The sequence below is a fragment of the Micromonospora sp. NPDC023956 genome (genome assembly GCF_040639195.1).
Classification (GTDB): Bacteria; Actinomycetota; Actinomycetes; order Mycobacteriales; family Micromonosporaceae; genus Micromonospora.
The window spans coordinates 84,249-104,224 of record NZ_JBEZZN010000008.1; the positions used below are offsets into that span (position 1 = coordinate 84,249).

18 protein-coding genes, 3 tRNA genes and 1 pseudogene are annotated in these 19,976 nt (G+C 72.8%); 9 read left to right on the forward strand and 13 right to left on the reverse strand.

What is annotated here, in order from left to right:
* Positions 1-64 precede the first annotated feature (64 nt).
* Complete coding sequence (locus tag AB0F58_RS17250; RefSeq protein WP_357143425.1) at positions 65-1,183, forward strand: cellulose binding domain-containing protein; 1,119 nt, start codon at positions 65-67, stop codon at positions 1,181-1,183.
* Between the two features lie 174 nt (positions 1,184-1,357).
* Here AB0F58_RS17250 and AB0F58_RS17255 read toward each other — a convergent pair whose 3' ends face one another.
* From AB0F58_RS17255 to AB0F58_RS17285, 7 genes and pseudogenes are all read right to left on the reverse strand, one after another.
* Positions 1,358-1,855, reverse strand: coding sequence for a S26 family signal peptidase (locus AB0F58_RS17255; protein ID WP_357143427.1), 498 nt, complete (start codon positions 1,853-1,855; stop codon positions 1,358-1,360).
* Complete coding sequence (locus tag AB0F58_RS17260; RefSeq protein ID WP_357143429.1) at positions 1,852-3,699, reverse strand: ABC transporter ATP-binding protein; 1,848 nt, start codon at positions 3,697-3,699, stop codon at positions 1,852-1,854. The genes AB0F58_RS17255 and AB0F58_RS17260 overlap by 4 nt, the downstream gene beginning before the upstream one ends.
* A gap of 6 nt (positions 3,700-3,705) precedes the next feature.
* Positions 3,706-4,281, reverse strand: a complete 576-nt coding sequence (locus AB0F58_RS17265; RefSeq protein WP_357143431.1) for a TlpA disulfide reductase family protein — start codon at positions 4,279-4,281, stop codon at positions 3,706-3,708.
* A complete protein-coding gene (locus tag AB0F58_RS17270) occupies positions 4,281-4,823 on the reverse strand; it encodes a MauE/DoxX family redox-associated membrane protein (RefSeq protein WP_357143433.1) in 543 nt (180 codons plus the stop codon). Before AB0F58_RS17270 ends, AB0F58_RS17265 begins: the two co-directional genes overlap by 1 nt.
* A complete protein-coding gene (locus AB0F58_RS17275; protein WP_357143435.1) occupies positions 4,824-4,970 on the reverse strand; it encodes a hypothetical protein in 147 nt (48 codons plus the stop codon). It lies immediately after the preceding gene.
* Positions 4,971-5,271: 301 nt separating this feature from the next.
* Positions 5,272-6,197: pseudogene (locus AB0F58_RS17280) on the reverse strand (3-methyladenine DNA glycosylase).
* Positions 6,198-6,306: 109 nt separating this feature from the next.
* Complete coding sequence (locus tag AB0F58_RS17285; RefSeq protein ID WP_357143436.1) at positions 6,307-7,653, reverse strand: hypothetical protein; 1,347 nt, start codon at positions 7,651-7,653, stop codon at positions 6,307-6,309.
* A gap of 152 nt (positions 7,654-7,805) precedes the next feature.
* On the opposite strand from AB0F58_RS17285, the gene AB0F58_RS17290 reads away from it, so the two are divergent.
* The 4 genes from AB0F58_RS17290 to AB0F58_RS17305 all read left to right on the forward strand — a co-directional run bounded on the left by AB0F58_RS17290 (position 7,806) and on the right by AB0F58_RS17305 (position 9,251).
* Entirely contained in the window at positions 7,806-8,609 is an 804-nt protein-coding gene (locus AB0F58_RS17290; protein WP_357143438.1) for a fumarylacetoacetate hydrolase family protein, read from the forward strand.
* A 126-nt stretch (positions 8,610-8,735) separates the two neighbouring features.
* Positions 8,736-8,807, forward strand: a tRNA-Gln gene (locus tag AB0F58_RS17295).
* 140 nt (positions 8,808-8,947) lie between these two features.
* Positions 8,948-9,020: transfer RNA gene (locus tag AB0F58_RS17300), tRNA-Glu, on the forward strand.
* A gap of 155 nt (positions 9,021-9,175) precedes the next feature.
* Positions 9,176-9,251 (forward strand) — tRNA-Glu (locus AB0F58_RS17305).
* Positions 9,252-9,489: 238 nt separating this feature from the next.
* On the opposite strand, the gene AB0F58_RS17310 is transcribed toward AB0F58_RS17305, so the two are convergent.
* Entirely contained in the window at positions 9,490-10,176 is a 687-nt protein-coding gene (locus AB0F58_RS17310; protein ID WP_357143786.1) for an IclR family transcriptional regulator, read from the reverse strand.
* 49 nt (positions 10,177-10,225) lie between these two features.
* On the opposite strand from AB0F58_RS17310, the gene leuC reads away from it, so the two are divergent.
* The 3 genes from leuC (at position 10,226) to AB0F58_RS17325 (ending at position 13,237) form a co-directional block, all read left to right on the forward strand.
* Positions 10,226-11,671: a 3-isopropylmalate dehydratase large subunit gene (gene leuC, locus AB0F58_RS17315; protein WP_357143440.1), complete on the forward strand. Its 1,446-nt coding sequence runs from the start codon at positions 10,226-10,228 to the stop codon at positions 11,669-11,671.
* A 16-nt stretch (positions 11,672-11,687) separates the two neighbouring features.
* Positions 11,688-12,275, forward strand: coding sequence for a 3-isopropylmalate dehydratase small subunit (leuD, locus tag AB0F58_RS17320; RefSeq protein ID WP_357143442.1), 588 nt, complete (start codon positions 11,688-11,690; stop codon positions 12,273-12,275).
* A 173-nt stretch (positions 12,276-12,448) separates the two neighbouring features.
* The gene (locus AB0F58_RS17325; RefSeq protein ID WP_357143788.1) at positions 12,449-13,237 is read left to right on the forward strand and encodes an HU family DNA-binding protein; all 789 of its coding nucleotides are present in this window, start codon (positions 12,449-12,451) and stop codon (positions 13,235-13,237) included.
* A 151-nt stretch (positions 13,238-13,388) separates the two neighbouring features.
* Here the strand turns inward: AB0F58_RS17325 and AB0F58_RS17330 are convergent, their stop codons facing one another.
* The 5 genes from AB0F58_RS17330 to cofC form a co-directional block, all read right to left on the reverse strand.
* Complete coding sequence (locus AB0F58_RS17330) at positions 13,389-14,258, reverse strand: bifunctional NUDIX hydrolase/histidine phosphatase family protein (protein WP_357143444.1); 870 nt, start codon at positions 14,256-14,258, stop codon at positions 13,389-13,391.
* A complete protein-coding gene (locus AB0F58_RS17335) occupies positions 14,255-15,790 on the reverse strand; it encodes a CYTH and CHAD domain-containing protein (protein WP_357143446.1) in 1,536 nt (511 codons plus the stop codon). Before AB0F58_RS17335 ends, AB0F58_RS17330 begins: the two co-directional genes overlap by 4 nt.
* 26 nt (positions 15,791-15,816) lie before the next feature.
* Positions 15,817-18,009: an RNA degradosome polyphosphate kinase gene (locus AB0F58_RS17340; RefSeq protein WP_357143790.1), complete on the reverse strand. Its 2,193-nt coding sequence runs from the start codon at positions 18,007-18,009 to the stop codon at positions 15,817-15,819.
* A 201-nt stretch (positions 18,010-18,210) separates the two neighbouring features.
* Positions 18,211-18,408 carry a cold-shock protein gene (locus AB0F58_RS17345; protein WP_357143448.1) on the reverse strand — a complete coding sequence of 66 codons (198 nt, stop codon included), beginning with the start codon at positions 18,406-18,408 and terminating at the stop codon, positions 18,211-18,213.
* 27 nt (positions 18,409-18,435) lie between these two features.
* Entirely contained in the window at positions 18,436-19,077 is a 642-nt protein-coding gene (cofC, locus tag AB0F58_RS17350) for a 2-phospho-L-lactate guanylyltransferase (protein WP_357143450.1), read from the reverse strand.
* Between the two features lie 123 nt (positions 19,078-19,200).
* On the opposite strand from cofC, the gene AB0F58_RS17355 reads away from it, so the two are divergent.
* Positions 19,201-19,956, forward strand: coding sequence for a lysophospholipid acyltransferase family protein (locus AB0F58_RS17355; RefSeq protein ID WP_357143452.1), 756 nt, complete (start codon positions 19,201-19,203; stop codon positions 19,954-19,956).
* Positions 19,957-19,976 lie beyond the last annotated feature (20 nt).

Below are 19,976 nucleotides of genomic sequence, written 5' to 3' on the forward strand. Positions count from 1 at the left end.
TGCTGCCGGGAGCACCAGGGCCGTCACCGTACGTTTCTCGTCACGTGACAGGAGTCCCTCCACCATGCCCCGAAGGCCCTTCCTTCCGACCCTGCTCGCGGCCCTCACGGCCGTCCCGCTCGCCCTACTGCTCGGCCTGGTCGCCGGGGCGCCCGCCCATCCGGCGGTCGCCGCGTCACCGGTGCGCGTCATGCCCCTCGGCGACTCGATCACGGGCTCGCCCGGCTGCTGGCGGGCCAACCTCTGGAACCGCCTCCAGTCCACCGGTCACACCGACGTGGACTTCGTCGGCACCCTCGGTCCGCAGGGTTGCGGACAGCCGTACGACGGCGACAACGAGGGCCACGGCGGCTACCTGGTGACCAATGTCGCCAACCAGAACCTGCTGCCCGGCTGGCTCGCGGCCACCCGCCCCGACATCGTGCTGATGCACTTCGGCACCAACGACGTGTGGAGCAACATCCCGCCGGCGACCATCCTGGCCGCGTACTCCCGGCTGGTCGACCAGATGCGGGAGAGCAACCCGGCGATGCGGGTGCTGGTCGCGAAGATCATTCCGGTGGAGCCGCCGACCTGCGCCGAGTGCGGACAGCGGACGGTGGCCCTCAACGCCGCGATCGACGGCTGGGCGGCGGGGAAGACCACGGCGCGCTCCCCGATCGTGGTGGTCGACCAGTGGACGGGCTTCGACACGGCCACGGACACCTACGACGGAGTGCACCCCAACGCCGCCGGCGACCGGAAGATGTCCGACCGCTGGTACCCGGCGCTGGCCGCCGCCCTCTCCGACGTCACCCCCACCGCGACGCCGACCGGTACGCCGACGCCGACGGGTACGCCGACGCCGACCGGCCCACCGACCCCGACGCCGACCTCGGGCACCGGCTGCGTCGCGGTCTACCGGATCGTCGGGCAGTGGCAGGGCGGTTTCCAGGGTGAGGTGACGGTCCGCAACACCGGGTCCGTCGCCAGCCGGGGCTGGACGGTGAGCTTCACCCTCCCCGACGGCCAGCGGATCGACCAGGCGTGGAACGCCGAGCTGACCCGGACCGGCGCGACGGTCACCGCCCGCAACGTGGGCTGGAACGGCGCGCTCGCCCCCGGTGCCGAGGCGACCTTCGGCTTCCTGGGCGGTGCCACCGGCACGCCGGCCGTACCTGCGGTGACCTGCACGGCGACCTGAGCGCACCGGGCCCCGCCACCGGCGGCGGGCCGCCCGGTCTCCGTGCGTCCGGCCGGGCCCCGCCTGCTCGCCGCCCTGGGGTGAGCAGGCGGGGCCCGGGGCCGCCGCGCGCCACGGCGACCGGCACGAGCGGACGCCCGGCGAACGGTCAGTGGGCGGCCGTCCGGGGAACGGTCAGTGGGCGGCCGTCCGGTTGCCGGTGTCCGCCAAGGCCGGTCGCCAGCTGTTGAGCCGGCGCACGGCAACCCCGAGCACCCGATCGAGGGGGACGGGCCCGAAGTGCCGGGAGTCCCGGCTCACCTCGGGGTTGTCGCCGAGCAGCACCACGTGCCCGGCGGGCACCCGGCCAGCCGGATCGCACGCCCAGCCGGGCAGGAACCTGGGCGCGGGATCGCCCGGTAGCGCCACGACGCGTTTGACCACCCAGGTGTGTGCGGGGCGCTCCGGGCGCTCACCGGGACGGCACGGCTCGGGGACCTCGATCAGGATCACCTGACCCCGGCGCGGCACCCGGCCGCGCCGCCTGCGGACCAGCACGAGGTCACCGTGGCCCAGGGTCGGTGCCATGCTCAGCCCGCTGATCCCCACGACGACGATCCGACGACGCACCAGCGCCACAGCCGCCGTGACGAGAGCCAACAGCACGACGGCAGCCGGCAGCAACAGCCTCATCCAACCCCCTTCGTCGCCGGTACCGGTTGGTCGTCGAGACCAGTGGGTCGGTAGCTGGCGGCCTGGAGCGTGAAGAGCCGCGCGTATGCCCCACCGGCTGCGACCAGGTCGTCGTGGCCGCCAGATTCGACGATCCGTCCCTCGTCCAACACGACGATCAGGTCGGCCTCCCGCACCACACCCAACCGGTGGGACACCAGCAGACTGGTCCGGTCACGCCGGTGTTCCCGCAGTGTGGCGTGCACCTGGTACTCGGCCTCGGCATCCAGGGCCGAACTCGGCTCGTCGAGGACGAGTAGATCGGCCCGGTCGAGCACCAGGCTGCGGGCGATCGACAGGCGCTGCCACTCTCCGCCGGACAGGACAACTCCGGTGCTTGCGTCTCCGGCGTCGCCTGGGGAGAAGAAGATTCTGGTCAGGGGTGTCTCGTAACCGTGGGGCAGTCGTGTGATCAGGTCGTGTGCGCCGGCTCGACGGGCGGCCCGCTCGACGCGGACCGGGTCGTGCAGGGCGCTCAGATCGCCCAGAGCGACGTTCTCCCGGGCGGTGAGGTCGTACGCGGTGGCATCCTGGAAGACCGCACGGATCCGGTTCCGTAACCGCGCCGGGTCGAGGTCGCGTACGTCGACTCCGTCCCAGAGCACGTGTCCCCGGGTGGGGTCGTACAGCCGGCACAGCAACTTGATGAGAGTGCTCTTCCCGGCACCGTTGAGCCCGACGACGGCGGTGCTGCGGCCGGCGGGGATGCGCAGGTTCACGCCGCGCAGCACCCAGGGAGCGTCCTCGGCGTAGCGGAACCACACGTCGCGCAGCTCGATTCCGGCACGCAGGGGCGGTGCGTCCAGCGGCTCGGGCCGTACCGGCAGATCCGACTCGGCGTCGACCACCGTCAGGTAGTGGTCGAACAGCAGACGTGCCTGGTGGACGCCGGCGGCATCCGTCACCAGGCTGGAGAGCGCACTCTGGACCGCGGCGACCGCCGCGATGACGAGTGACACGTCGCCGACCGTGAGCACGCCGACGGTGACCGAGCGGACCGTCCACAGCAGGAGTCCGGCGGCGACGCCGGCGCCCAGCAGCGCCAGAGCGCTCTGCGTCACCAGCTCCCGCCGGTCGAGCCGGCGGTATCCCTCGTTGATGCCGTGTAGTTCGGTGGACATCTTCGCCCACAGGTACGGACCCGCGCCGAAGATCCGGATCTCCTTCGCGGCCTGGCTGTTGGTGAGCAGGCCGGCGTAGAAGATCTCTCGTCGCTCCGCCTGACCCACCTCGGCCACCACCGAGGCGCGGCGACGGCTCAGTGCCAGTTCGGCCAGGAACGCCGGGACGGCGGCGACGAGTACCACTGCGGCCACCCATGGACCGAGCAGGAAGAGACTGCCACCGAAGCCGGCGATCGTGATCGTCGCGCGGATGATCCCGAGGCCGTGGTCGACCAACATTCCGGGAGCGTTGACGCCGCTGGTGCGGCTGATCTGCATGCGGTCGAGGAAGGCAGGGTCCTCGAACCGGCGCAGTCCCACGAAACGGTCCACGGCCCCGTACAGCCGGGCTGTGGCGAACAGGCGTATCCGGCGTTCCGTCTCCCGACGCAGATAGCGTGCGGTGGGCGGAAGGAGCGCGGCGGCGACCCCGGTGGCGGCCAGCGCGAGGGCGAGTCCGACCAGATCGCGCCATGCCACCCGACCATCCACCAGGCGGTCGACCACCAGTTTGGTCAGCCAGGCCGCCGCCAACGGCGTGAAGCCGCCGGCCAGGCTCAGTCCGAGGTAGGCCGCCACCGGGAGCGGGGCGGCATGCCGGGCGAGCGCGGCCGCCCGCCCGAGCGTGCGCAGTGACGGCATCGGTGCTCAGATCGAGACGAGCGGAGCGCTGTCGCGCCCGGTGACGGTGCCGAGTTCGAAGTCGGATGCGGCCACCACACCCTTCTCGACCAGCAGGAAGGCGGGGAAGCCCTTGACCCCGAACGCCTTCTGCACGGGGCCCTGGTCCGGCTCCACCACGACGGTCGCGACCTGTCGGAGCTGTTCGACCGTCTCGGCGGTCTCCTGGGGCGTCCCGGCGACCACGGCGAGGACGTTCTCCCGCCCACCGGCCCTGGTGGCCGCGTACTTCAGGAAGCCGGGCATCCGGTCCTTGCACGGCTGGCAGCCCGGCGAGAAGAAGCCGACCAGAGGACGTTCACCGAGTTCGGCCAGACTGACCGACCGCTCGTCGACCGTCGTGGCGGTGAATTCGCCGACCCGGGCATCGATCGGCAGCGCGACGGGCATGCCGGAAACACCACCGCCGGTGCCGCTGCGGTTGCGCAACTCCGCCAGCTCGGTGGTGTGCTCACGCAGCCGCCGAACGACGCCGATGGTGAGCAGCAGATTGACCGTCGCGATCAGTCCGACGAGAACAGCGGCCGCGGCCAGGTACGCCATCAGAAGGCCTCCTTCGAGTGGTCGGTGCGGGACGTCGGGGCGAAGAGCGTGACGATGTCGTCCAAGGCGGTGACGAGCAGACCGGCCAGGGCGCCGGTGAGCAGCGCGAGAAGCGTGCCGGCCAGGGCCGGTGCGGGCGGCGCGGCGACGAGGCCGGGGAGCGCCGCTGTGCCGAGCAGCACGTTGCGGGCCAGGTGCCGACGACTCAGTGGAAGTGCCGACGCGCCGAAGCAGCGGCACGGTTGTGCGGTGCCGCGAGCGAGAACCCGGGCCACGCCCCCGGCGAGCACGGCGAGCAGCACGGCGGCGGCGGCGAACCCGGCCCGCCGGGTGGCCGGGACCAGCAGCAGCACCGCGACCACCGCCTCCGCGACGGCGAGCGCGGCCGTGATCCGTACTGCCCATCGAGAGCGGACCAGACGCATCGCGACCAGCGAATCCGCAAGGGCGCGCAGGGCCTGCCCGCTGCGCAGCTTGCTCGTCGCGGAGACGAGCAGCACTACGGCGAGCAGGCCCTGACACGCTACGACCAGGTGCGGCATTCAGCAGCCGGGGCCGACGTAGTAGCAGCTGCCACAGGGCTCGAAGTCGCAGCACTGCTTCTTGTACAGGTCGATGCCACGGCAGTAGCACGACACTTCGTGGCAGGCCCGGATCTGCGCTGCCTGCGCGGTGGCCCTGGGTGCCACCGCACCTACCAGACTGTCTGCGAGTCGGGTGACTGCACGGATCATGAATCCTCCTCAGAGTCGGACACCGGATGTGCCGATGCACACCCGCAAGATGGCGGCAATCTATGTAGATCATAGAGCCGCATCGATTAGACAGAATACCCGCCGGTGGAAGTGCGAGGTCAATAGAATCGTCACCAAAAATGCCTGCGGCTTCTGGTGCGGATAGGCATATGGCGTGACGCGGGCGGCTGGCGATCATCCGCCAACGAAGAAGTGCACCCTGATCAAATGGAATAGGGGAGGGTGTCTCGGGAGGTCAGTCCCGCACCCTCGCCGGTGGCTCCGCTCCCTCGAGCAGCGCCACACACACCTTGATCAACCGAGCGCGTAGTTGGCCCGCGCGCTGCGAGAACTCGCGTTGACGAGCGACGTACTCGGCCTTGCCCTCGAGTGTCTCGATGGCCACCGCCGGTTCCCCGTAGGAGGAGAAGTCGTACGGGGACGCCTGCATGTCGAGCAGCCGGATGTCCCTCGCCAACTCGAAGCAGTCCAGCGCCAGGTCCCCCGGAACCGTGGGGCCCAGCTTGGTCGCCCACTTGTGGCAGTCCATCGAGGCGTGCAAGCAGCCCGGCTGGTCGAACTCGACCTGGCTCTCCCTCGTGGGTTGCAGGCGGTTGAGGCTGACCGCGTCGGGAGTGAAGAACCGGAACGCATCGAAGTGTGTGCAGCGGATCTGGTGAGACTCGACTACCGCGTCCGTGCCCTTCTGCCCGAGGCGCAAGGGAAGTGCGTGTCGATGCTCGGGTTGGCGGTACACCATTGCCCACTCGTGCAGGCCGAAGCAGCCAGTAAAGGCTGGTCGTGATGCGATCGCGGACAGCAGTCGATGGATGAAACGCACCGACTCGGCCCGGTCGGCGAGGAACGCCGCGACGTCGAGGCTCACGACCCCGTCCGCGTTCCTGGCATACCAACGCCACTTCTGGTGTGGGGCAGAGCCGTTCGTTCCGGGCTCCAGGGAGACGCCGATGCCCGGGTGCCACCGGCGGAGCACGGAGGGCCTGGTGCCGTAGTAGTCGTACAGAAAATCATCGATCGCGTGGCGTTGCCTCGTGGCCTTGCGGGCGCGATGTCCGGCGGTGAGGGAGTCGGCGCGCTCCTCGTGTGTCCGTGAGAGGGCCGCCCAGGTGGAGGCAGGTAGGCGAGTCACTGGTCTCGACCCCGGCGACGGGCCCGCCAGATCGGCGCGTCGAGCACGGTGGCGAGGGCGGCGGTCACGGATCCCAGGGTACGACCGCCGCCCCGCGTCGCGGCGCGGGCACCGAACCGCCCGTGCGCGCACCGACGGCGGTCAGGGCACGTCCACCCGCACCCCGGCGGAGAACACCCCGCTGCGCAGTTCCACCTGTCGCGGCGGCTCCGGCCCACCGACCGTGAAGACCAGGGGCACCACCATCCGCTGGTCGGCCGCCACGGGTTCGGCGAAGACGTCCCGTCCCCGGTTGGCCGCCCGGGTGGCCGGCTCGTCGGCGGTGACCCACCGGCCGTCCGGCAGGTAGGCCCGCTGGAGTTCCCCGTGCCAGACCTGCTGCTGCGAGGTGAGGTTGCGCACCCCGACCGTCGCCTGGCAGCGCCGTCGGTCCGCCGCCGGGTCACAGGCCAGCCGGTAGACGGTGAACTCGAACGCCGCCTCCCGCAGGGGCGTCCCGAGCGCGCCGGCCCGCCCCTGCCCGGTCCACGCGCCGCTGGTGGGCTGCGCACCGGAGTTCATCGCGGCGACCCGGGTGGTCGCGGTCCAGCCCGCCGCGCCGACCACCCCCACCAGGACCGTCAGGGCCACCCCGACCACCAGCCAGACCGGCGGCCGGCGGCGACGGTACGCGGGCGACGGCACCGCCGCGCGCGGGTACACCGTGCCCCGGTCGACGGGGTGACCGGTGTCGCCGGGGGCGCCGTCGGATCGTCCGGCGCCCGCCTCGGTCGGCCGGCGGCGTCGGCGCAGCCACCAACCCGTACCGGCCAGCACCGGCAGCAGCGCCAGGCCGGCGGCCAGCGCGGTGGTGGAGCGCCGCCACAGCGGCGTGGCCCCGGCCCCGTCCCCGGACGCCGCGGCCTGCTGCCAGGTCGCCGTCGCGCAGTCGTACGGCCGGTCGCCGGTGTCGTCGAAGGCACAGGCCGGCGCGGTCAGCGGGCGGTCCACCGTGGCGGTCAGCGCGGTGTTCAGCGTCGTGGTGCTGTGCGCCGGCAGGGTGAGCCGCCAGGTCACCTCGGCCGAATCGGCCCGGCCGGCCGACCGGGTGGTCCGGCCCCCGGCGGTGACCCTGGCCGTCGACGCGCCCTGCGGCAGCTCCTGGCGGACCGTGGTGTCGACCGGGGCGTCGCCGTCGTTGCGTACCTCGATCCGGTAGGCCGGGGCCGGCGTGCCGGCGGGCGCGACGCTGACCCGGACCGCCGGCGGTGCCCCCCGGTCCGCTCCGCGACGCGCGCCCGGCGTGACCCGGGTGCTCGGCGTGGGTGCGCCGGCCGTGGGCGGCGGCGCCGGATGCGCCGTGCGGGCCGGTGGCGACGCGGGCGTGACCGCCGGTGTGGCCGCCGCGCGCGGCGGGTCGGGCGTCGACAGCGCCGGTAGCGCGGCGAGGAGACCGAGGCAGTGGACGAGCACCGCGAGGGTCCGGTGGGGCCGTGTCGATGCAGGCATACGAACGCACCTCCCGGGCCGAACGCTAGGGGGGCGGCCGTCCCGCCCGGGTGGGAAGTGTCGAACCGGGGCCGCCCGACCAGCGGCGCCGGTACCCTGCGTCATCCGTGGCGAGGTGCCCGTGGCCTGGGCGGCGGGGCTAGATTGGCGGCGTGCGTATCGCTCGTTTCGCTCATGCCAAGGGAATGTCGTTCGGTGCCGTCGAGGGGGAGTCGGGGGCGGGACCGCAGGGTCTCACCATCGCCGAGATCGAGGGGCACCCGTTCGGGCAGATCCAGTTCAGCGGTGCCCGGTGGGCGCTGTCGGACGTCCGCCTGCTCTCGCCGATCCTGCCCAGCAAGGTGGTCTGCGTCGGCCGCAACTACGCCGACCACGCCGCCGAACACGGCAGCGAGGTACCGAAGGAGCCGCTGCTCTTCCTCAAACCCTCCACCAGCGTCATCGGGCCACGGGACGCGATCCGGCTGCCGGTCTTCTCCCGGCAGGTCGAGCACGAGGCGGAGTTGGCCGTGGTGATCGGGCCGCCCGGGGCCCGACGTGCCGACCGGGCCGCCGCGGAGCGGGCCATCTTCGGCTACACCTGCGCCAACGACGTGACCGCCCGGGACCTGCAACGCAGCGACGGGCAGTGGACCCGGGCCAAGGGCTTCGACTCGTTCTGTCCGCTCGGGCCGTGGATCGCCACCGGGCTGGACGTCCGGGACCTGGAGATCCGCTGCGAGGTCGGTCGCGACCCGGAGGAGATGGAGGTCCGTCAGCTGGGCCGGACCAGGGACATGGTCTTCGACGTGCCGTCCCTGGTGTCGTACGTCTCGCACGTGATGACGCTGCTGCCCGGGGACGTCGTGCTGACCGGTACCCCGGCCGGGGTTAGTCCGCTCCTGGACGGGGATACCGTCACGGTGCGTATCGAGGGGATCGGGGAACTCTCGAACCCGGTGGTCCCGCTCGGATGACCCGTGCGGAGGGTGACATCGCAGCTCAAGCGCGGTTTCGGTAACCCGATTTGGCCTGTCGGCACCGGTGGAGTAAAGTTTCTCCCCGGTGCCGGAAGGCGCCGAACCGGTGCCGCGAGGCACCAATGGGGTATGGGGTAATTGGCAGCCCGACTGATTCTGGTTCAGTTAGTCTAGGTTCGAGTCCTGGTACCCCAGCGCAACCGAGGTTCGAGAGAGCCCCGGAACGCTGGATTCTGGCGGAGTTCACCTCCCGCCTCCACGCGGAGGCGGGAATTCGATCTCTGTTAGAGTGCAGCATCACCGCCCGCGAGGGTGGTGGTGCAACGAGAAGTTCTGGCCCCGTCGTCTAGCGGCCCAGGACGCCGCCCTCTCAAGGCGGTAGCGCCGGTTCGAATCCGGTCGGGGCTACAGCGTCACCGGTCCGTCCCGTGTGCGTCAGCGGGACGGATTGTTTCGCTTCTGCCGGATCTACCCGGTTCCACCCGGCCGACACCCGGTCCGGGGGACATGGTTAGACTACGGCGGCACCGCCCGGCAGGGTGGTGAAGCACAGGAAAAGTCTTGGCCCCGTCGTCTAGCGGCCCAGGACGCCGCCCTCTCAAGGCGGTAGCGCCGGTTCGAATCCGGTCGGGGCTACCACGCAGGCCCGTCTCGTCCACCCGAGACGGGCCTTTTCCGTTGCCCGGCTCCGGACGCGAGCCCTCGATCCTGTCCCGGCCGGGAGTGCCACCACCGACCGCCGGACCCTCGGGTCCGGCCCCCCGCGGCGTCCGGATCCCACCGGGGCTCCCGCGCGGCGATCGGTGCGGGAGGTTGGCGGTGCCTCCGATCCGGCGGAGACACCGCCAACTCCATCGTCAGCGTGCGGGGAGAGGGCTCAGAGGCCGGAGAGGCGTTGCCCGGCGCGGACCACGGCCATGGCGTGACGTTCGCCGGGACGGCGACCGAGGCGTTCGATCGGGCCGGAGATGCTGACCGCGGCGATCACCCGACCGGTGCGGTCGCGGATCGGGGCCGAGACGCTCGCCACACCCGCCTCCCGTTCCGCGACGCTCTGCGCCCAGCCGCGTCGGCGTACCTCGGCCAGGGTGCGGCCGGTGAACTTCGAACGGGGCAGGAGCGGCATCACCGCCTCGGGCGGCTCCCAGGCCAGCAGGATCTGCGCGGCCGAACCGGCGGTCATCGGCAGCACCGAGCCGACCGGGACGGTGTCCCGCAGTCCGCTGGCCCGCTCGGCGGCGGCCACGCAGACCCGCTCGTCGGCCCGCCTGAGGTAGAGCTGGGCGCTCTCCCCGGTGGCGTCGCGCAGGGCGGCCAGCAGCGGCTCCGCCGCGGTCAGCAGCACGTCCGGCGCGGCGTTGGCCAGCTCACCGAGGCGCGGGCCGGGTCGCCACCGCCCCTGTGTGTCCCGGACGAGCAGCCGGTGGATCTCCAGCGCCTGCGCGAGCCGATGGGCCGTGGCCCTCGGCAGCTTGGTGCGATCAACGAGTTCGGCCAGGCTGGCGCCGTCGACACAGGCGGCCAGGATGACCACCGCCTTGTCGAGAACGCCGACACCGCTCATACTGTGTCCCACGAACCGAAATTTACCTCCCAGAATTTAGGATGTCCAGATGGTGGGAGTCACTCCGAAGCCAAAGACCTTGGCCGAGAAGGTCTGGGACGCGCACGTCGTGCGATCCGCCGAGGGCGAGCCCGACCTGCTCTACATCGATTTGCATCTGCTGCACGAGGTCACCAGCCCGCAGGCGTTCGACGGCCTTCGCCTGACCGGACGCCGGGTGCGCCGGACCGAGCTGACCATCGCGACCGAGGACCACAACACCCCGACCGGGTACGCCGATCCCGCGTTCCGCCAGCGCCGGGGCGACCTGCTCACGATCGCCGACCCGACCTCCCGCACCCAGATCGAGACGTTGCGCCGCAACTGCGCCGAGTTCGGCGTCCGGCTGCACCCGCTGGGCGACGAGAACCAGGGCATCGTCCACGTCATCGGTCCCCAGCTCGGCCTGACCCAACCCGGCATGACCATCGTCTGCGGCGACTCGCACACCGCCACCCACGGCGCCTTCGGCGCGCTGGCCTTCGGCATCGGCACCAGTGAGGTGGAGCACGTCCTGGCGACCCAGACGCTGCCGCAGGCGCGTCCGCGGACCATGGCGGTGAACGTGATCGGCCAGCTCGGCCCCGGGGTGACCGCCAAGGACCTGGTGCTCGCGCTGATCACCCAGGTGGGCACCGGCGGTGGTCGCGGTCACATCGTGGAGTACCGGGGGGAGGCGATCCGGTCACTGTCCATGGAGGGGCGGATGACCATCGCCAACATGTCCATCGAGTGGGGCGCGAAGGCCGGCATGATCGCCCCCGACGAGACGACCTTCGGGTACCTCAAGGGGCGGCCGAACGCGCCGCAGGGAGCCGACTGGGACGCCGCGGAGGCCTACTGGCGGTCGCTCCCCACCGACGAGGGGGCCGTCTTCGACGCCGAGGTCACCCTGGACGCCTCCCGGGTGACCCCCTTCGTCACCTGGGGCACCAACCCGGGTCAGGGCGCGCCGCTGGCCGCGCGGGTGCCCGACCCGGACGGGTTCGACAACGAGGCCGAGCGGGCCGCCGCCCACCGTGCCCTGGAGTACATGGACCTGCGGCCCGGCACGCCGCTGCGCGACCTCACCGTGGACGTGGTCTTCGTCGGCTCCTGCACCAACGGCCGGCTGGAGGACCTCCGCTCGGCGGCCGACGTGCTGCGCGACCGGCGGGTAGCCGACGGGGTACGGATGCTGGTCGTGCCCGGCTCCGCCGCGGTCCGCCAGGCCGCCGAGGCGGAGGGGCTGGACAAGATCTTCACCGACGCCGGGGCGGAGTGGCGCTTCGCCGGCTGTTCCATGTGCCTGGGCATGAACCCGGACACCCTCTCGCCGGGGCAGCGTTCCGCCTCCACCTCCAACCGCAACTTCGAGGGCCGGCAGGGCCGGGGCGGGCGTACCCATCTGGTGTCGCCCCCGGTCGCCGCCGCCACCGCCGTGGCCGGCCGGCTGGCCGCGCCGGCCGATCTGTGAAGGGATGACGGGGACGATGGACAGGTTCACCACGCACACCGGCACCGCCGTGCCATTGCGGCGCTCCAATGTGGACACGGATCAGATCATTCCTGCGGTGTACCTCAAGCGGGTGACCCGCACCGGTTTCGCCGACGGCCTCTTCAGCGCGTGGCGGGAGGACCCGCGATTCGTGCTGAACGATTCCTCGTATTCCGGGGCATCGATTCTCGTAGCCGGTCCGGACTTCGGCACCGGGTCATCCCGCGAGCACGCCGTGTGGGCGCTGCGGGACTGGGGCTTCCGAGCGGTGATCTCATCCCGCTTCGGTGACATCTTCCGTGGCAACGCGTTGAAGGAGGGGCTCCTCCCGGTCGAGCTGGAATTGAAGACGGTCGAGGCGCTGTGGGATCGGCTCGACGCCGACCCGACCACTGCGGTCACCGTCGACCTGGCCGCCCGGGAGGTCCGGGTCGGGGCGGACACCTGGTCCTTCCCCATGGACGACTTCAGCCGTTGGCGGCTCATGGAAGGCTTGGACGACATTGGACTGACCCTCCGCCACGAGGCGGAGATCAGCGCCTACGAGAGCCGGCGGTCGCCGTTCCTGCCCATCCTGGGCTAGCCGGAAGGTCCACCCGCGCCTTGGGTTTTCGCCCCCGCCGGCTCACCGGCGGGGGCGAATCCGTTACGACACAAGGGCTTTTTTCCACCGAATGTTTGTGTCCAGGCAGCAGAGGGCATACCGTGCGCGCAGAATGGCTCGCGTCGAGTCAGTTGCACAATCGGGAGGAAGTCGTGAACAAGGCCGAGCTCATCGAGGCGCTCGCCGCTCGCCTGGGGGACAGGAAGTCGGCGACTGCGGCGCTCGACGCAGTCCTCGCTGAGGTCCAGGCGGCGGTGGCGACGGGCGAGAAGGTGTCCATCACCGGTTTCGGAGCATTCGAGAAGCGCGTACGGGCGGCCCGAACAGCCCGCAACCCTCGCACCGGAGAGGCGGTGAAGGTCAAGAAGACATCCGTGCCGACCTTCCGTCCGGGCGCCGGGTTCAAGGAGATGGTGGCCAGCGGCAAGGCGCCGAAGGCCACGACCGCCGCGAAGAAGACCACGGCCGCCGCGAAGACGACGGCGGCAGCCAAGGCGACTGGGGCCAAGGCCACCGGCGCGAAGGCGACCAGCGCGAAGGCGACCGGGGCCAAGGCCACCGGCGCGAAGGCCACCGGCACGAAGGCGACCAGCACCAAGGCGACCGGGGCCAAGGCCACCAGCGCCAAGGCGACCGGCACGAAGGCGACCGGCACGAAGAAGGCCACCGCCACGGCCAAGGCTGCCCCGGCGACGGCCACCAGGGCCGCGACGAAGGCGACCACCAAGGCGACCGGCACCAAGGCGGCCGGCGCGAAGGCCGCTCCGGCAAAGAAGAGCGCCACCACCAAGGCCACGGCGGCGAAGAAGACGACCGCGGCCACGAAGACGGCCACTGCGAAGAAGGCCGGCACCACGGCCAAGAGCACCACGGCCAAGAGCACTGCGGCGAAGAAGTCGCCGGCCCGCAAAGCGTCGGCGAAGAAGACCGCCACCCGCTGATCGCGGACCGGCCGAGGGGCGTCCACCACAGGTGGGCGCCCCTGGTCGTGCCCCCACCCGGCCTCGTCGTGTCGGCCCTGCCCGCCTACCTTTCCGAGTGGACCGGTGCCGGGCGGGGCTCGGAACCGGCCGGGTCCAGCGCGGTCGGGACTCAGAGCGGGTCGGGCGGGAGCAGTCCGTCGGCGGTGAACGCCAGCAGCCAGCCGGTCCCCTTGGCGGTGGTGAAGTCGTTCGTCCGGCCGGTCAGCCGCTCCAGGGCCGGTGGGATCACCTTGCCCTGGCTGCACACCGCGACCGGTCCACCCGAGGCGGCCAGCGCGGTGAGCCGGGCCGCGGCGGCCAGGGCCCGCTCCACCGGCTGCTGGCCCGGATCCGGCTCGTCCAGGTCACGGTCCACCTCGATGGGCAGGTCCAGTAGCTCGGCCAGCGGGCCGAGGGTCTGCACGCAACGACGGGGCGCGGCGGAGACGAGGCGTACCGGGCGGATCGCGGCCACCAGCCGGGCGAGCGTCCGCGCCTGCTCCCACCCGGTGACGTCGAGCGGCCGGGCGGTGTCCGGTCCGGACCAGGTGCCCCGGTTGCCGGCGCGGGCGTGCCGGACCAGCGCCACCGTCCCGGTGACCGGCGGCAGGGCGACGAACGCGCGCAGCACCTCGGCGTCGTGGGGGTAGCTCACCAGCTCCAGCGCCGCCGCCGCCGGCAGCCAACGCACCTCGTCGACCTCGGTGTCCGCCTGGAAGCCACCCCGCGCCACGGCCCGCAGCGACCAGTAGTCGACCACCTTCGGGCGGCCCTCGCTGCGGTACGAGACGCTCGGCAGGCGGGCCTGCGGCACCCCCTGGACGTCACTCTCCTCGGCGACCTCACGGATCGCGGCGAGCAGCGGGTGTTCCCCCGGCTCCAACTTGCCCTTCGGCAGCGACCAGTCCCCGTACCGGGGCCGGTGCACCAGGCAGACCTCGGTCCCGCCGGCCGGGGCGGGACGCCACGCCACCCCGCCCGCCGCCCGGATGACGCTCATCCCCGCCAGCCCTTCCGGCGGCGGACCGCCCGACGCCAGGTGTCCGGGAAGTCGGCACGGGCCCGGCGGACCTCGGCGCGCTCCCGCTCGGCCAGCCGGCCGGCGGTCACCGCCAGGGCCGGGTCGTCGGGGTGCGCCAGCGCCAGTGCCGTCCAGGTCTCGGCGGCCACCGCGGCGTCCTGGTGTGCGCCGAGCAGCGTCTGGCTCTCCCGGACGGCCTGGGCGAGCTTCGTCGCGCCGGTACCGAGCACCGGGGCGACCGCCTCCAGCGCGTACCGGGCCCGCTTGGCCGCCTTGCGGACGTCGTGCCACTGCTCGTCGGGCCCGAGCGGGTCGAGCGCGGGCACGCCGCCGTGCCGTGCGTTGCCCTGCGCCAGCCTGCGCCACGGCTTGCGGACCAGTCGGGGCAGCGCCTTCCCCGCCGGGGTGTCCGCCTTCGACGTCAGCCCGGGGGCGCGGTCCGCCGCGACCAGGGACTCGACCAGGGCGAGGTAGCGGGGCGAACGCAGCGCGTCGGCCACGGCGGTGGCAGCCTGCCGCTGCCGGGCGGCGAGCGCGGCGTCCAGGCGCTCCACCGCGCCCGCGTCGAGCGGACTGACCGGATCGGCCCCGGCGGTACGCCGCAGCCGGTCGCGGAGCACCTCGACGTCCCGGGCCTCGCCGAGCACCCCGCCGAGCCACCGCAGTTCGTCGGCGAGCGGATCCGCCCAGGCGGCGTCGAGCAGGCGGGCGAAGGTGCGCAGGTCGCTGCGGAGCCGTCGGGTGCCGACCCGCATCTTCCGGACCGCCTCGACGTCGCCGGCCTCCTCGCCGAGGCGTACCAGCGGGTCGTAGCGGAGGATGCGGCGCACGCCGCGCCGGATCGCCGCGGTGACCACGTCGCCGGCGGTCGGCTTCCCCGGCAGGTCGCCGGGGGCGGCCAGGTCCGGAGCCTTCCGCGCGGCGGCGCCGAGCGCCTTGACGTGCTTGGGGACGAACTCCGCCAGCCGGGCGCCCGCCGTGGCGAGCAGCGCGTCCACCCGGTCGAGCAGGTCCTCGTCCGCGCTGCCGCGTTCGACCTCCACCTCCCGGAAGCTGAGGTCGACCGTGCGGTCCGAGCCCTCGGCGGCCAGCGAGGTCACCCGGTCCTCGACCACCTCGGCGAGCAGTTCACCGTCGGCGTCGCGCAGGTCGCGGCGCTCGCGGACCGTGCTGATCAGGGCGACCGCGGCCAGCGGCGCACCCCGGTGGTACACGGTGACCAGCTCGGCCAGCTCGGTCGGCATCGCGTCGGCCGACCCCGGACGGGAGATCTCGTGCCGGACCCCGGGGGAGCCGGCGGGCAGCTTCACCGTCCAGGGCCGCTCGTCGCCCTCCCGGTGGCGCAGCGAAACCCCGGCGCGGGCCAGCCGCAGGTCGGCGGTGTCGAAGTAGGTGGCGACCAGGGTCACCGGTGCGGGACTGTCCACCCGACCCCCCGGCGGCAGGGCGGGCGACAGGTCCGGCAGCCGGAAGGCGGCCGGTACCACGTACTTGCGTTCCTGTTCGACCATCGCCCCAGACTATGTCGGACGCCGGGTCAACCGGCGGTGCCACCGACCCGGCGCAGCAGCAGCTCCTGGAGATGCTGCGACGGCGTGTCCGGGCTGCTCTCCCGGCGGGTCCAGGTGCCGTCGGCGGCCAGGTCGAACGCGTCCACCCCGGGGCTCATCGCGGCGGTCAGCACGTGGTCCAGCTCGGCGCGGGCGACCGGGTCGCTGACCTGCACCAGCGCCTCCACCCGGCGGTCCAGGTTGCGGTGCATCAGGTCGGCCGAGCCCATCCAGAACTCCGCCGCGCCGTCGTTGCCGAACCGGAAGATCCGGGAGTGCTCCAGGAACCGGCCGAGGATCGACCGGACCCGGATGTTCTCCGACAGGCCCGGTACGCCCGGCCGCAGCGTGCACATGCCCCGGATGAGCAGGTCGACGTGCACCCCGGCCCGGGACGCCCGGTAGAGAGCGTCGGTGATCTCCTCGTCGACCAGCGAGTTCACCTTGATCTGCACCAGGCCGGGCGCGCCGAGCCGGGTGTGCGCGATCTCCCGGTCGATCCGCTCGACCAGGCCCCGGCGGATGCCCTGCGGGGCGACCAGCAGCCGCCGGTACGTGGTCTGCCGGCTGTAGCCGGTGAGCACGTTGAACAGGTCGGTCAGGTCCGCGCCGATCTCCGGGTCGGCGGTGAGCATGCCGAAGTCCTCGTAGAGCCGGGCGGTCTTCGGGTGGTAGTTGCCGGTGCCGATGTGGCAGTAGCGGCGGATCTGGTTGCCCTCCTGCCGGACCACCAGGGCGGTCTTGCAGTGCGTCTTCAGTCCCACCAGGCCGTAGACGACGTGGCAGCCGGCCCGTTCCAGGGTGCGGGCCCAGCCGATGTTCGCCACCTCGTCGAAGCGGGCCTTCAGCTCGACCAGCACCACCACCTGCTTGCCGGCCTCGGCCGCGTCGACCAGCGCGTCGACGATCGGGGAGTCGCCGCTGGTGCGGTAGAGGGTCTGCTTGATGGCCAGCACGTGCGGGTCCGCGGCGGCCTGCTCGACGAAGCGCTGCACGCTGGTCGCGAACGAGTGGTACGGGTGGTGCACCAGCACGTCCCCGTCCCGCAGGGTGGCGAAGACGCTGCGCGGCACCTCCCCCTCGGTCAGTCGGGGATGGGTGGCGGGGACGAACGGTGGATCCTTCAGGTCCGGGCGGTCCGCCTCGCCGTAGAGCTGCCAGAGCGCCGAGAGGTCCAGCAGGCCCCGCACGCGCAGTACGTCGGAGGCGTCCATGTCCAGTTCCCGGACGAGCAGCTCCAGCATGTGGTCGGAGATGGAGGCGGCCACCTCCAGCCGGACCGGCGGGCCGAACCGGCGTCGGGCCAGCTCCCGTTCCAGGGCCTGGAGCAGATCCTCGTCGCGGTCCTCGTCGACCTCGAGTTCCGCGTTGCGGGTGACCCGGAACAGGTGGCACTCGACCACGTCCATGCCGGAGAAGAGCTGCCCCAGGTGCACCGAGATCAGCTCCTCGACCGGGAGGAACCGCACGCCGGGCAGGTCCCGGCAGACCCGGACGAACCGGGGGACGTTGTTCGGCACCTTGACCCGGGCGAACAGCTCCGCCCCGCCGTGCGGGTCGCGGACCGTCACCGCGAGGTTGAGCGACCGCCCCGAGATGTACGGGAACGGGTGCGCCGGGTCGACGGCCAGCGGGGTCAGCACCGGGAAGATCTGCTCGCGGAAGTAGGTGCGCAGCCGCTCCCGCTCGGGGTCACCCAGGTCGGACCAGTTGAGCAGGTGGATGTCCTCGGCGGCGAGCTTCGGCTGGACGTCGTCGACGAAACAGCCGGCGTGCCGGGCGACCAGGCCGGCGGTCTTCCCCGTGATCAGGTCGAGCTGGGTCCGCAGCGGCATCCGGTCGCCCCCGCGTACCGGCAGGCCGGCCTGGAGGCGTCGCTTCAGCCCGGCGACCCGGACCATGTAGAACTCGTCGAGGTTGCTGGCGAAGATGGCCAGGAACTTCGCCCGTTCCAGCAGCGGGGTGCGCGGGTCCTCGGCCAGGGTGAGCACCCGGGCGTTGAAGTCGAGCCAGGAGAGCTCGCGGTTGAGGAAGCGGTCCTCGGGCAGCGGTTCCCGGGCGGGCCCGTCCCCGGCCGGGCCGGGCAGGTCCGGCCCCGGGTCGGTGACCTCCTCCAGCCCGGCGGAGGCGGCACCCCCGGCACCCTGTTCCGGCTGGCCGTCGTTGATCCGGCCGTCCACGTCGCTCGCGGTCGTCCCGTCCCCGCCACCCAGGGCGCTGCCCGGCCGGGTGGGAGCGACGTCCGCCGGTGTGCCGTCGGCGACCGGGGCGGGCGGCTCCGGGGTGCGGCGCGGGCGGACCGGTCGGCGGCGCGGAGGGGTGCTCACCCCGCCATCATGACCCGACGAGGGTGAACGCGAAATGAACTTGCCCAGGCCAGGTCAGTCCATCGTCGGCAAGGTCACCCTGACGATCTCGCCGGCGGCGTCCCGGTCGACGCGGACCCGTTGGCCGAGGCGGAGCAGGCGCAGCCCGGAGGCGTCGAAGGCACCCGCCGGGAAGGACAGCTCGCTGCCGTCGTCGAGGAGCAGCGTGCCGGTGCGTGTCGTGCCGTCGAAGGTGGCCACCGTGCCCTGCATGCCCCGCACCGTACACCCCCGCCGGGGTCAGCCGGGGGCGGTGGCCGGGCAGCGGGGGAGGGCCAGCGCGGCGGTGTGCGGGCCCAGCCCGAGCCGGACCGCCTCCGCCAGGTCGGCCGAGGTGTCCACGTCCCGGCGCAGGGTCGGCCAGCCGCCGGCCAGGGGGAGCGCTCCGCTGGCGGCGTGCGCGGCGGCCGAGCCCACCCCGAAGCGCGGGTCCAGCGGTACGCCGGCCGGTGCGGCGAGCAGCACGGTGCCGTCGCCCGGGGCGTCGGCCACGAAGTGACGTACCCCCGGGTTGTCGGCGGTGGCCCGCAGCGCTGCGGCCAGGTCGGCCGGGAGCAGGGCGGGCAGGTCGGCGGTGAGCCCGGCCACCGGACCGCCGGCGGCCCGCGCGCCGTGCCGCAACGCGGCGTTGAGCCCGGCGTCGGGGGCGTCCGGCAGCACCCGGGCGCCCGCCGCGCGGACCGCCGTGGCGACCCGGCGGTCGTCGGTCACCACCAGCAGGTCGGCCACCGCGTCGCAGCCGAGCACCGCCCGGACCGTGTCGAGGGCGAGCGCCAGGGCCAGGGACTCGTGCGGTACGCCCGGCAGCGCGCCGCGTAGTCTGCTCTTCGCCACGTCAAGGCGCTTCACCGGTACCACGACGGTCCAGCTCGGCTCGCTCACCCGCTCATCCTGCCCCAGCCGGGGCGCGGCACCCTCGCTGGCCCCAGCCGCGGAGAGCAGGCATGATTTCGCTGCGGGCGTCACCGGTGGACGCGATCGCGGGCGGTGCAACGAGGAGGCAGGGTGGCGCGGCGCAGGCTGGGATTCTGGCAGTGGTTCGCCGTGGTGGTCGTCAAGCCCGTGATGACCGTCTGGACCCGCCGTACCTGGATCGGTATGGAGCACATCCCGCGCGACGGTGGGGTGATCATCGTGCCGAACCACCTCTCGTACGCCGATCCGCTGGTTTCCGCGCACTTCGTCTACGACGCCGGCCGGTGGCCGCGCTTCCTCGGCAAGGCCAGCGTCTTCCGGGTGCCGGTGGTGGGGTCGATCCTGCGCCGCTGCCGGCAGATCCCGGTGGAGCGGGGGACCGTGGACGCGGCCCGCTCCCTCGACACCCTGGTCGCCGTGCTCGGCGAGGGCGGCGCGGTGGTCGTCTATCCGGAGGGCACCCTCACCCGGGAGCCGGCGCTGTGGCCGATGCGCGGTAAGACCGGCGCGGCCCGGCTCGCCCTGGCCACCGGCGCGCCGGTGGTCCCGGTGGCGATGTGGGGGCCGGAGCGGATCATCGACCCCCGGACCAACCGGCCGAACCTGCGCCCGCGTATCCCGGTCACGGTGGCCGCCGGCCCCCCGGTCGACCTGGCCCGCTGGACGGACGCCCCTCCGACGAAGGCGACCCTGGAAGAGATGACCGACGAGATCATGCTCGGGATCCGCGACCTGCTGGCCGGGATCCGGGGCGGCACACCCCCACCACTCTGGGAGCGACCGGGACGGCCGGACGCCCTCGGGTCGGGCCGGGACGGCGTCGAGCGACCCGGGGGTGCAGGGTGAGGGCGCGGCGCGATCCGGGT

What these genes read in the sequence shown, in the direction of transcription:
- leuC (WP_357143440.1), top strand. Translation starts at nt 10,226, where the DNA reads ATGGTGGGAGTCACTCCGAAGCCAAAGACCTTGGCCGAGAAGGTCTGG.
- AB0F58_RS17250 (WP_357143425.1), top strand. Translation starts at nt 65, where the DNA reads ATGCCCCGAAGGCCCTTCCTTCCGACCCTGCTCGCGGCCCTCACGGCC.
- AB0F58_RS17265 (WP_357143431.1), bottom strand. Translation starts at nt 4,281, where the DNA reads ATGGCGTACCTGGCCGCGGCCGCTGTTCTCGTCGGACTGATCGCGACG.
- AB0F58_RS17310 (WP_357143786.1), bottom strand. Translation starts at nt 10,176, where the DNA reads ATGAGCGGTGTCGGCGTTCTCGACAAGGCGGTGGTCATCCTGGCCGCC.
- AB0F58_RS17285 (WP_357143436.1), bottom strand. Translation starts at nt 7,653, where the DNA reads ATGCCTGCATCGACACGGCCCCACCGGACCCTCGCGGTGCTCGTCCAC.
- leuD (WP_357143442.1), top strand. Translation starts at nt 11,688, where the DNA reads ATGGACAGGTTCACCACGCACACCGGCACCGCCGTGCCATTGCGGCGC.
- AB0F58_RS17270 (WP_357143433.1), bottom strand. Translation starts at nt 4,823, where the DNA reads ATGCCGCACCTGGTCGTAGCGTGTCAGGGCCTGCTCGCCGTAGTGCTG.
- AB0F58_RS17330 (WP_357143444.1), bottom strand. Translation starts at nt 14,258, where the DNA reads ATGAGCGTCATCCGGGCGGCGGGCGGGGTGGCGTGGCGTCCCGCCCCG.
- AB0F58_RS17345 (WP_357143448.1), bottom strand. Translation starts at nt 18,408, where the DNA reads ATGCAGGGCACGGTGGCCACCTTCGACGGCACGACACGCACCGGCACG.
- AB0F58_RS17260 (WP_357143429.1), bottom strand. Translation starts at nt 3,699, where the DNA reads ATGCCGTCACTGCGCACGCTCGGGCGGGCGGCCGCGCTCGCCCGGCAT.
- AB0F58_RS17255 (WP_357143427.1), bottom strand. Translation starts at nt 1,855, where the DNA reads ATGAGGCTGTTGCTGCCGGCTGCCGTCGTGCTGTTGGCTCTCGTCACG.
- AB0F58_RS17335 (WP_357143446.1), bottom strand. Translation starts at nt 15,790, where the DNA reads ATGGTCGAACAGGAACGCAAGTACGTGGTACCGGCCGCCTTCCGGCTG.